The organism is Microbacterium sp. Leaf351, assembly GCF_001423825.1.
GTDB lineage: Bacteria > Actinomycetota > Actinomycetes > Actinomycetales > Microbacteriaceae > Microbacterium > Microbacterium ginsengisoli.
Genome location: NZ_LMPK01000013.1, coordinates 54,494 through 65,359, shown reverse-complemented (window position 1 = coordinate 65,359; position 10,866 = coordinate 54,494). Strand labels below are relative to the sequence as shown.

At 69.2% G+C, this 10,866-nt stretch carries 8 protein-coding genes; 7 read left to right on the top strand and 1 reads right to left on the bottom strand.

What is annotated here, in order from left to right:
* A partial coding sequence (locus tag ASG00_RS17185) for a LacI family DNA-binding transcriptional regulator (protein ID WP_235559205.1) occupies nt 1–282 on the bottom strand: 282 nt, incomplete at its 3' end.
* 209 nt (nt 283–491) lie between these two features.
* On the opposite strand from ASG00_RS17185, the gene ASG00_RS05645 reads away from it, so the two are divergent.
* The 7 genes from ASG00_RS05645 to ASG00_RS17180 all read left to right on the top strand — a co-directional run.
* Complete coding sequence (locus ASG00_RS05645) at nt 492–1,748, top strand: sugar ABC transporter substrate-binding protein (RefSeq protein ID WP_056207491.1); 1,257 nt, start codon at nt 492–494, stop codon at nt 1,746–1,748.
* A 15-nt stretch (nt 1,749–1,763) separates the two neighbouring features.
* On the top strand, nt 1,764–2,891 hold the full coding sequence (locus ASG00_RS05640; protein WP_056207489.1) for a carbohydrate ABC transporter permease: 1,128 nt from the start codon (nt 1,764–1,766) through the stop codon (nt 2,889–2,891).
* 53 nt (nt 2,892–2,944) lie between these two features.
* A complete protein-coding gene (locus tag ASG00_RS05635) occupies nt 2,945–3,748 on the top strand; it encodes a carbohydrate ABC transporter permease (RefSeq protein WP_235557407.1) in 804 nt (267 codons plus the stop codon).
* Nucleotides 3,745–4,494, top strand: coding sequence for a peptidase E (locus tag ASG00_RS05630; RefSeq protein WP_056207487.1), 750 nt, complete (start codon nt 3,745–3,747; stop codon nt 4,492–4,494). Before ASG00_RS05635 ends, ASG00_RS05630 begins: the two co-directional genes overlap by 4 nt.
* Nucleotides 4,495–4,545: 51 nt before the next feature.
* A complete protein-coding gene (locus tag ASG00_RS05625) occupies nt 4,546–6,486 on the top strand; it encodes a glycogen debranching N-terminal domain-containing protein (protein WP_056207486.1) in 1,941 nt (646 codons plus the stop codon).
* 660 nt (nt 6,487–7,146) lie between these two features.
* Nucleotides 7,147–10,644, top strand: a complete 3,498-nt coding sequence (rpoB, locus tag ASG00_RS05620; protein WP_045246825.1) for a DNA-directed RNA polymerase subunit beta — start codon at nt 7,147–7,149, stop codon at nt 10,642–10,644.
* A gap of 41 nt (nt 10,645–10,685) precedes the next feature.
* Nucleotides 10,686–10,866 (top strand): hypothetical protein (locus tag ASG00_RS17180; RefSeq protein ID WP_235559209.1); only part of this gene is annotated, 181 nt, incomplete at its 3' end.

Sequence of the window (10,866 nt, the reverse complement as noted above, 5' to 3'; positions counted from 1 at the left end):
GGCGGCCTGTTCGGTGAGCGCGTGCAGGAACCGGTCGAGGACGCTCCCCGAGATGCCGTCGGCGGCGAGGTGGTCGAGCCGGATGCCGATCGTGGAGCTTCGTCGGGTGCGCAGCCGGCGGGCGGAGGCGTGGGGCAGGTAGCCGAGCTCCTGAATGGCCCGCTCGACCCGCTCGCGGGTCTCGGGCCGCACGATCTCGGGGGAGTTGAGCACGTTCGAGACGGTCTGACGGGAGACGCCGGCGGCGGCTGCGACATCGATGACGGTCGGCTGCGAGTGCATCGTGTCCCCCTCTCGGATGCCGCGGGCCGCGGCATCCGCGTCGCGCAGGCACGTCCGGGTCTGCCGCGCACCCGCTTGACAGCCCTCCGGCCCGCCTCGTACGTTATCAGCGATCGGATTTGATGGTTCAAATTGAACGATCAAAACCAGCAGAGCAGCTGACGCTCTCGACTCATCCGAGGATGGATGGGCGGACACAAGGAGATCACATGCGCATTACAGCACGTCGCGGCCTGGCGTTCGTCGCCCTCGCCGCCACCGCGACCCTCGGCCTCACGGCCTGCGGGTCGGGATTCTCGTCGGGAAGCTCCACGAGCGGGTCCGGCACCCTCACCTCGTCGAACGACCCGCTGACGGTCATGATCGGCTCGTCGGGCGACGCGGAGACCAAGGCCGTCACGGCCGCCGTCGACAGCTGGTCGCAGAGCTCGGGCACCAAGGCCACCGTGGTCGCGGCATCCAACCTCAGCCAGCAGCTGTCGCAGGGCTTCGCCGCCGGAAAGCCGGCCGATGTCTTCTACCTCTCGACCGACGCCCTCGCCGGCTACGCGTCGAACGGGTCGTTGCTCGCGTACGGCGACCAACTCGCCAACAAGAGCGACTTCTACCCGAGCCTGGTGAGCTCGTTCACCTACGACGGCAAGTTCTACTGCGCGCCGAAGGACTTCTCCACGCTGCAGCTGATCGTCAACACCGACATGTGGCAGGCCGCGGGCCTCACCGACTCCGACTACCCGAAGACGTGGGACGACCTGACCGCCGTGGCCAAGAAGCTCACGACCGCCGGTCACGTCGGTCTCGGCATCTCGGGCGAGTACGCCCGCATCGGCTCCTTCATGGTGCAGGCCGGCGGCAACCTCATGAACGACGACTCGACGCAGGCGACCGCCAACTCGACCGCGAACGTGCAGGCGCTCGACTACGTCAAGCAGCTGCTCAACGGCGGCGAGCTGAAGTACGCCAAGGACCTCGGCGCGGGCTGGGGCGGTGAGGCCTTCGGCAAGGGTCTGGCCGCGATGACGATCGAGGGCAACTGGATTACGGGTGCCATGAGCTCCGACTACCCGAACGTGAAGTACAAGGTCGTGGAGCTTCTCGCCGGTCCCGCTGGGCAGGGCACCCTGCAGTTCACGAACTGCTGGGGCATCGCCGCCGACAGCCCCAACCAGGCCGCCGCACTCAAGCTCGTCGAGCAGCTGACCAGCAAGGACAGCCAGCTGGCGTTCTCGAAGGCGTTCGGCGTCATGCCGTCGATCACCTCGGCTGCCGATGAGTGGAAGAGCGAGAACGCGGCGCTGGTGCCGTTCCTCGACGCCGCCTCCTATGCCAAGGGCGTGCCGACGGCAAAGGGCTCGGCCGACGTCGTGACCGACCTCAACAGCAAGCTCGAGTCCCTCGCCACGAGCGACCCGCAGACGATCCTCGACGCGACGCAGACGAACCTGCAGGCGCTGCTGGCCAAGTAAGGGGCATCCGCCATCATGTCCGCAACCACGAGTCGGCCTCGCCGCTCCGCGCTCCGGCGCGGTGAGGCCGCCTCGGGGTGGATCTTCACCGCCCCGGTCGTCATCCTGCTCGGCCTCTTCCTCGGCGTGCCCGTCCTCATGGCGCTGTGGGTGAGCTTCTCCGACTGGGGCGGCCGGGGCAGCCCCTTCTCGTCCGGCGTGCACTTCGTCGGGCTCGACAACTACGCGCAGCTGCTCACCGGCGGCGGCCTCGCCACGCAGGACTTCGGCATGGCGCTGAAGAACAACGCCTGGTACGTGCTGCTGGTCGTGCCGATCCAGACGGCCGTCGCGCTGGGACTGGCGGTTCTCGTGAACCGTCAGGTGCTGCGCGGGCGCGGCTTCTTCCGCACCGCGTTCTACTTCCCGTCGGTCACGAGCTCGGTGGCGATCACCGTGCTCTGGCTGTTCCTGTTCTCGGCGACGGGCGCCGTCAACGCGGTGCTCTCGTGGGTGGGCATCCACGGTCCGAACTGGTTCAACGACCCGCACGGCATCGTGCAGAACCTGCTGGGCGTCTTCGGCGTGACCCAGGGGCCGGCGGCCCTCACCGACAACACGTTCCTCGGCGTCTCCTGGTGGAACTGGCTGGGCGGCCCGTCGGTCGCCATGTCGGCGTTCATCATCATGGCCGTGTTCACGACGAGCGGCACGTTCATGCTGCTGTTCATCGCGGCGCTCCAGAACCTCTCCGGCGACGTGACCGAGGCGGCCATCATGGACGGCGCGAACGGCTGGCAGCGCTTCTGGCAGGTCACCCTCCCGCAGCTGCGTCCGACCCTTTTCACGGTGCTGACGCTCGGCCTGATCGGCTGCTGGCAGGTCTTCGACCAGATCTACACGGGCACGCAGGGCGCCCCGGGCAAGACCACGCTGACGCCCGCGTACCTCTCCTATCAGAGCTCGTTCGTCAACCAGGAGTGGGGGCAGGGTGCGGCGATCGCGTTCATCCTGTTCGTCATCATCGTCGTGCTGACGCTGCTGCAGCGTTGGGTGCTGCGTGAGCGCAAGGTGTCCCGCCGCCGCATGCGCCTCTATCAGAGCGCGGTCGTCCAGAGCGCGGTCGTCGAGAGCGCGGTCATCGAGAAGGGGGGTCGCTCGTGAGCGTCGCCACCGCCGCTCGTCGCGCCCGTCGCAGCTTCCGCCTCGGCGGACCGATCACCTATGTCGTGCTGAGCGCGCTCGCGATCGTCTACATCGCCCCGTTCCTGATCCAGGTGGCGACGGCGTTCAAGACCGATGAGGATGCCACGGCGAACCCGGTCTCGCTGATCCCCAACCCGTTCACCACCCAGGCCTTCACGACCCTGTTCGCGAACTCCGACTTCCCGGTGTGGTTCATGAACTCCGCGATCGTCACGGTCTTCGTCACCCTCGGACGCGCCTTCTTCGCCTCCCTCGCCGGTTACGCGCTGGCGCGCCTGCGCTTCCCGGGGCGCGGCGTCGTGTTCGCCGCCCTGGTGGCGGTGATGTCGGTGCCGACGGTGGTGCTCCTCATCCCGAAGTTCCTCGTCATCAACCAGCTCGGCATCTACGACTCGTACACGGGCATGATCGTGCCGCTGCTGGCGGACGCGGCGAGCGTGTTCATCATGAAGAACTTCTTCGAGTCGATCCCGCCGAGCGTCGAGGAGCAGGCCCGCATCGACGGCGCGGGCAGCTTCCGGGTGTTCTGGTCGGTCGTGCTGCCGATGGCGCGTCCGGCGCTCATCACGATCATCATCCTGTCGTTCCAGGGGTCGTGGAACGAGCTAGCGCACTTCATCGTGTCGACGCAGAGCCCGGCGCTGACGACCCTCACGAAGGGCGTCGCGGGGCTCGCGAGCGGCCAGCTCTCGCAGGGCAACCAGTTCCCGATCAAGCTGGCCGCGGCGGCTCTCATGACGATCCCGGTGGCGGTGCTGTTCTTCATCTTCCAGCGCCGCATCATGAACTCCAGCGACGGGGCGGTGAAGGAGTGACCGCGCGGCATCCGACGATCGTCGCCACGTGCGGCGGGTTCGTGCCGGGATCGTGGAGCGATGCGGCGTACGGCCCGATGCTGCTCCATGCGATCGCGCTCGCCCGCGTCGAGGGTCGGCGCCCGCGGGTCGCTCATCTCAACACCGCGGGCGGCGACCAGCGCCACATCGAGGGCGTCGAGCTCGAGGCGGCGAGACTGGTCGGGGTGGATGCCTCGCACGTCCACCTCTTCCCGCATCCCAACGTGCCCGACCTGCGCGCGCACCTGCTCGCCCAGGACGTCATCTGGGTCAGCGGGGGCAGCGTGCTGAACCTGCTGGCGCTCTGGCGTCTGCACGGACTCGACGTGATCCTCGACGAGGCGTGGCGTGCCGGCGTGGTGCTGGCGGGCGGCTCGGCGGGCGCCCTGTGCTGGCATGCCGGAGCGACGACCTCGTCGCGCGGTCCCGGCATCGACGTGCTCGCCGACGGACTGGCGTTCGTGCCCGGCTCTCTCGCCGTGCACTACGACTCCGACCCGACGCGGCGCGTGGTGCACGAGGCCGCGATCGCGGCGGGCGAGCTCCCCGCCGGGTACGCGCTCGATGAGGGCACCGGCCTCGTCTACCGCGGCACCGAGCTCGTCGACGTCATCGCCGAGCGGCCCGGCGGCGCGGTGTGGCGCATCGAGCGCGACGCCGCCGGCGACGTGCACCCGCAGCCGATCCAGCCTCGCGTGCTCGGCGCTCTGCGCGCCGCGGGCTGAGCGCGGCATCCGATTCTTCTCTCTCCCGTCCGACCGGAAGGCACCCTCTTCATGACCACCGACGTCCGCGTGCAGGCCGCCGACACGTCCATCCCGTCCGCCCCCCTGCAGCCGCTGCTGCACGACAGTGTGGTCGCGCTCGCCGCGCCCACGCAGGTGTGGTCGTCGCCGAGCGGGACGGTGGGGGAGCGTCCCATCCACGGGCTGTACCACTCCGACGTTCGGGTGCTCGACCGCATCGTGCTGGGCATCGACGGGTCGGCGATCGAGCCGATCGCGACCGAGCATCGGGATGCCGCGTCCCTCGCGTTCATCGCGCTCGCCCGCGGGCTCGACGACGCGACCGCCGACCCGCGGGTGCGCGTCGAGGTGACCCGCTCGGTGACCCCCGGCGGGATGACCGAGCGCATCCGGATCGTGAACGGGCTCGACGAGCCCGTGGCGGCGCGGGTGACACTCGCCCTCGCCGGCGACTTCGCGCAGCTGCACGAGGTGAAGGCGGGTCTCGGCGGCGACCGTACCGCGGTGGTCCGCGAGGTCGGCGACGGCGTCGCGGTGCTGAGCCGCGACACCGCCCGCGCCGAGATCGCCGTGTCCGGCGCGCGCCTCGTCGACGGTGCCGGCGACGGCGAGGTCGAGATAGTCTGGGATGCCGCGGCCGACCCCCGCGGCGCGGCCGAACTGGTGTGGCGGGTGTCCGCCTCCGACACGGCCGCCGTCGTGCGCGGAGCCGCCGAGCCGCCCAACTGGCGCGCGCTCGCCCCGAGCGGCGACGACCGCCTCGACCGCTGGGTCGCCCGCGCGACCGGCGACCTCGAGGCGCTGCGCATGGCGACGGTCGCCTCCCCCGACGACGTCTTCCTCGCCGCGGGGGCGCCGTGGTTCTTCACCCTGTTCGGCCGTGACTCGCTGTGGGCCGCGCGCCTCGCGCTGCCCCTCGGGCACGAGCTGGCCGCATCGACACTGCGTGTGCTGGCCGGCTACCAGGGTGCGAAGACCGACCCCGAGACATCCGAGCAGCCCGGCCGCATCATGCACGAGCTGCGCGCGGTGCAGAACGAGATCCCCGGCGAGAACGTCTCGCTGCCTCCGCTCTACTACGGCACGGTCGACGCGACCCCGCTGTGGATCACCCTGCTGCACGACGCCTTCGTCGCCGGGATGCCGCGGCCCGAAGTCGAGGCGCTGCTGCCCACCCTCGACCGTGCGCTCGGCTGGCTGCGCGACCACGCCGACAGCGACGGAGACGGCTTCCTCGAGTACATCGACGAGTCCGGACGCGGCCTCGCCAACCAGGGCTGGAAGGACTCCGGCGACTCGATCCGCTGGAACGACGGCACGATCGCGACCGGCCCCATCGCGCTGTGCGAGGTGCAGGGCTACGCCTACGAGGCGGCGCTGGCCGCGGCATCCCTGCTGGACGAGTTCGGCCGCGCGGACGGCGACGAGTGGCGCGCGTGGGCCGCGCAGATGAAGCAGCGCTTCGCCGCCGCGTTCTGGATCGACGACGCGCGCGGCGGCTACCCCGCCATCGCGCTCGACGCCGACAAGCGGCGCGTCGACGCGGTCACGAGCAATATCGGGCATCTGCTCGGCACGGGCATCCTCACCGAGGCGCAGAGCGCGGCGGTCGCCGCCCATCTGGTCAGCGCCGACATGTCGTCGGGCTTCGGACTGCGGACGATGTCGACGGATGCCGCGGGCTACTGGCCGCTCAGCTATCACTGCGGGAGCGTCTGGACCCACGACACCGCGATCGTGATCGCGGGGCTCGCGGCGGAGGGCTTCCACGCCGAGGCGGCCGTACTCGGTCAGGGACTGCTCGCGGCGGCGGTCGCGTTCGACTACCGCATGCCGGAGCTCCACGCCGGCGACGGATCCGACACGGTGGCGTCCCCGGTGCCCTACCCGGCCTCGTGTCGCCCGCAGGCCTGGTCGGCGGCGGCCGCGATCGCGGTGCACGCCGCGCGGGCGGCGGCCGCGGCATCCTGACCGCCCGCCAGCCCCACGCCCGCCAGCCCCGCCCCCGCCCCACCCTCGTCCCCCGCCCGCACCGCCCGTCCCACCGTCCACCCCCACCCCACCCTCTGCCTCCACCCCACCTCGCCGAATCCATCTCTCCCCGCCGAATCCACCCGCCCTGCACGTGCGTGAGGCATGGATTCGCCGACGAAGAGTGGATTCGGCGAAACGAGGGGGTGGGAGAGCGCGGCGTGAGCGTGGGGAGAGCGCGCGGCGTGAGCGCGGGAGAGCGCCGCGAGAGCGCCGCTAGAGCGCCTCGAGAGCGTCGGGTGGGTGGGCGGCAGAGAAGGAGGCGCGGGAGCGCGCGGCATTGGGCGGGCTGGGAGGGCGCGCGGCATTGAGTGAGGTGCGAGGGTGCGCGGAGGACGGGCGGGGAGGGGGAGGCGCGCCGAGGAGCGACGCGCGGTTATACCGCAGCAACCGAAACTCGTCAAGAATCGTGCTGGACATGTCGCCCAGAACGACGTATAGTCAGTAGTTGCGCTCTGTCTCCCCCTGCCTTCATATGGTGGTCGGCTGCTGCGCTCGTGCCCCCGCAGATAGCGGCGTGCGGTGCGAGACCGGGGGAGAGAGCACTCCACCTGACGACAAGGACGATGAGCCCCGTATCGGGCCTCTGGAGGTTACCCCTTGGCTGCCGCGCCCAACGCATCCGCCCCCACCACCCCCAAGAACGGACGCGCGGCTTCGCGCCTCTCGTTCGCGAAGATCAACGACACGCTGACGGTCCCCGACCTGCTGGCGCTGCAGACCGAGTCGTTCGACTGGCTCGTCGGCAACACCACCTGGAAGGCGCGGGTCGCCGAGGCCAAGGCCGCCGGTCGCACCGATGTGCCCGAGCGCAGCGGCCTCGACGAGATCTTCGAGGAGATCTCGCCGATCGAAGACCTCAGCGAGACGATGCAGCTGAGCTTCACCAACCCGTACCTCGAGCCCGAGAAGTACTCCATCGAGGAGTGCAAGGAGCGCGGCAAGACCTACGCCGCCCCGCTCTACGTCGAGGCCGAGTTCATGAACCACCAGACCGGTGAGATCAAGACGCAGACGGTCTTCATGGGCGACTTCCCGCTCCAGACCGACAAGGGCACGTTCATCATCAACGGCACCGAGCGCGTCGTCGTCTCGCAGCTCGTCCGCTCGCCGGGCGTCTACTTCGACAAGGTCGCCGACAAGACCAGCGACAAGGACATCGTGTCCGCGCGCGTCATCCCCAGCCGCGGCGCCTGGCTCGAGTTCGAGATCGACAAGCGCGACCAGGTGGGTGTGCGCATCGACCGCAAGCGCAAGCAGTCGGTCACCGTCTTCCTCAAGGCCCTGGGCCTCACGAGCGAGGACATCCTGACCGAGTTCGCCGGCTTCGACTCGATCGCCGAGACGCTCTCGAAGGACACCATCCTCACCAAGGAAGACGCCCTCCGCGACATCTACCGCAAGCTGCGTCCGGGCGAGCAGGTCGCCGCCGAGGCCGCTCGCGCGCTGCTCGACAACTTCTACTTCTCGCCGAAGCGCTACGACCTCGCGAAGGTCGGCCGCTACAAGCTGAACCAGAAGCTCGGCATCGACAAGCCGCTCACCGACTCGGTGCTCACGGTCGCCGACATCGTCGCGACCATCAAGTACCTCGTCGCACTGCACCGCGGCGACAAGACCTTCGAGGGTGTGCGCGCCGGTAAGCCGGCCGACATCCGCATCGACGTCGACGACATCGACAACTTCGGCAACCGTCGCATCCGCGCGGTCGGCGAGCTGATCCAGAACCAGGTCCGCACGGGTCTGTCCCGCATGGAGCGTGTCGTCCGCGAGCGCATGACCACGCAGGACATCGAGGCCATCACCCCGCAGACGCTGATCAACGTGCGCCCCGTCGTCGCCGCGATCAAGGAGTTCTTCGGGACGTCGCAGCTGTCGCAGTTCATGGATCAGAACAACCCGCTCGCGGGTCTGACCCACAAGCGCACGCTGTCGGCGCTCGGCCCCGGCGGTCTGTCGCGTGAGCGCGCAGGCGTCGAGGTGCGCGACGTGCACCCCTCGCACTACGGCCGCATGTGCCCGATCGAGACGCCGGAAGGCCCGAACATCGGTCTGATCGGCCGTATGGCGACCTTCGGCCGCATCAACGCGTTCGGCTTCATCGAGACCCCGTACCGCAAGGTCGTCGCGGGCCGCGTCACCGAGCAGATCGACTACCTCACCGCCAGCGAGGAGAACGAGTTCCGTGTCGCCCCGGCCAGCACCCCGCTGAACGCCGACGGCACGTTCTCGCAGGACCGCGTCCTCGCCCGTCGTGGCGACGGCGGCGAGGTCGACCTGTTCCCGGCCGACGAGATCGGTTACATGGATGTCTCGCCCCGCCAGATGGTGTCGGTCGCGACCTCGCTCATCCCGTTCCTCGAGCACGACGACGCCAACCGCGCCCTCATGGGTGCGAACATGCAGCGCCAGGCCGTGCCGCTCGTGCGCAGCGAGTCGCCCGTGGTCGGCACCGGCATGGAGGGCTTCGCGGCCATCGACGCCGGTGACGTGGTCACCGCGCAGAAGTCGGGTGTCGTGCTCGAGGTGTCGGCCGACGTCGTCACCATCCAGCTCGACGAGGGCGGCACGCAGGACTACTTCCTGCGCAAGTTCGACCGCTCGAACCAGGGCACGTCGTACAACCAGCGCGTGGTCGTCTCGGCCGGCGAGCGCATCGAGGCCGGCGAGGTCATCGCCGACGGCCCCGCCACCGAGAACGGCGAGCTCGCTCTCGGCAAGAACCTGCTGGTCGCGTTCATGACGTGGGAGGGCCACAACTTCGAGGACGCCATCATCCTCAGCCAGGACCTCGTGAAGGACGACACCCTCTCCTCGATCCACATCGAGGAGTACGAGGTCGACGCCCGCGACACGAAGCTCGGCAAGGAGGAGATCACCCGTGACCTCCCCAACGTCAGCCCCGACCTGCTGAAGGACCTCGACGAGCGCGGCATCATCCGCATCGGCGCCGAGGTGCGTCCCGGCGACATCCTCGTCGGCAAGGTCACGCCGAAGGGCGAGACCGAGCTGAGCGCCGAGGAGCGCCTGCTGCGCGCCATCTTCAACGAGAAGAGCCGCGAGGTGCGCGACACCTCGCTCAAGGTTCCTCACGGTGAGCAGGGCACGATCATCGCGGTCAAGGAGTTCAACGCCGAGGAGGGCGACGACGAGCTCGGCTCGGGCGTCAACCGCCGCGTCGTCGTCTACATCGCCCAGAAGCGCAAGATCACCGAGGGCGACAAGCTCGCGGGCCGCCACGGCAACAAGGGCGTCATCGCGAAGATCCTCCCGGTCGAGGACATGCCGTTCCTCCGCGACGGCACCCCGGTCGACGTGATCCTGAACCCGCTCGGCATCCCCGGCCGCATGAACTTCGGCCAGGTGCTCGAGACCCACCTCGGGTGGATCGCGAAGCAGGGCTGGAAGGTCGAGGGCACCCCGGAATGGGCCGCCCAGCTGCCGAAGGCCGCGTTCGAGGCCGCGCCGAACACGAAGGTCGCGACCCCCGTGTTCGACGGTGCGTTCGAGGAGGAGATCGCGGGTCTGCTCGACTCGACGAACCCGACGCGCGACGGCGACCGCCTCATCGACCGCTCGGGCAAGACCACGCTGTTCGACGGCCGCTCCGGCGAGCCGTTCCCGGCGCCCATCTCGGTCGGCTACATGTACATCCTGAAGCTGCACCACCTGGTCGACGACAAGATCCACGCCCGCTCGACCGGCCCCTACTCGATGATCACGCAGCAGCCGCTGGGTGGTAAGGCGCAGTTCGGTGGCCAGCGCTTCGGTGAGATGGAGGTGTGGGCCCTCGAGGCCTACGGCGCCGCGTACGCGCTGCAGGAGCTCCTGACCATCAAGTCCGACGACATCCTCGGCCGCGTGAAGGTCTACGAGGCGATCGTCAAGGGCGAGAACATCCAGGAGCCCGGCATCCCGGAGTCGTTCAAGGTGCTCATGAAGGAGATGCAGTCGCTCTGCCTGAACGTCGAGGTGCTCTCGGCGGACGGCACGGCGGTGAACCTCCGCGACACGGATGACGACGCCTTCCGCGCGGCGGAGGAGCTCGGCATCAACATCTCCACCCGGTTCGAGACCTCGTCGATCGACGAGATCTGAACCCGGCCAGGCAAGAACTGAATTTCGACACAGGAGAATTCGTGCTCGACGCAACAACTTTCGATGAGCTTCGCATCGGCCTGGCCACCGCCGACGACATCCGTCGTTGGTCCTTCGGTGAGGTCAAGAAGCCCGAGACCATCAACTACCGCACGCTGAAGCCCGAGAAGGACGGGCTCTTCGGCGAGCAGATCTTCGGCCCCTCCCGCGACTGGGAGTGCG

Excerpts from the sequence above, each read along its gene's own strand:
- ASG00_RS05645 (WP_056207491.1), top strand. The coding sequence starts at position 492 with ATGCGCATTACAGCACGTCGCGGCCTGGCGTTCGTCGCCCTCGCCGCC.
- ASG00_RS05640 (WP_056207489.1), top strand. The coding sequence starts at position 1,764 with ATGTCCGCAACCACGAGTCGGCCTCGCCGCTCCGCGCTCCGGCGCGGT.
- ASG00_RS05625 (WP_056207486.1), top strand. The coding sequence starts at position 4,546 with ATGACCACCGACGTCCGCGTGCAGGCCGCCGACACGTCCATCCCGTCC.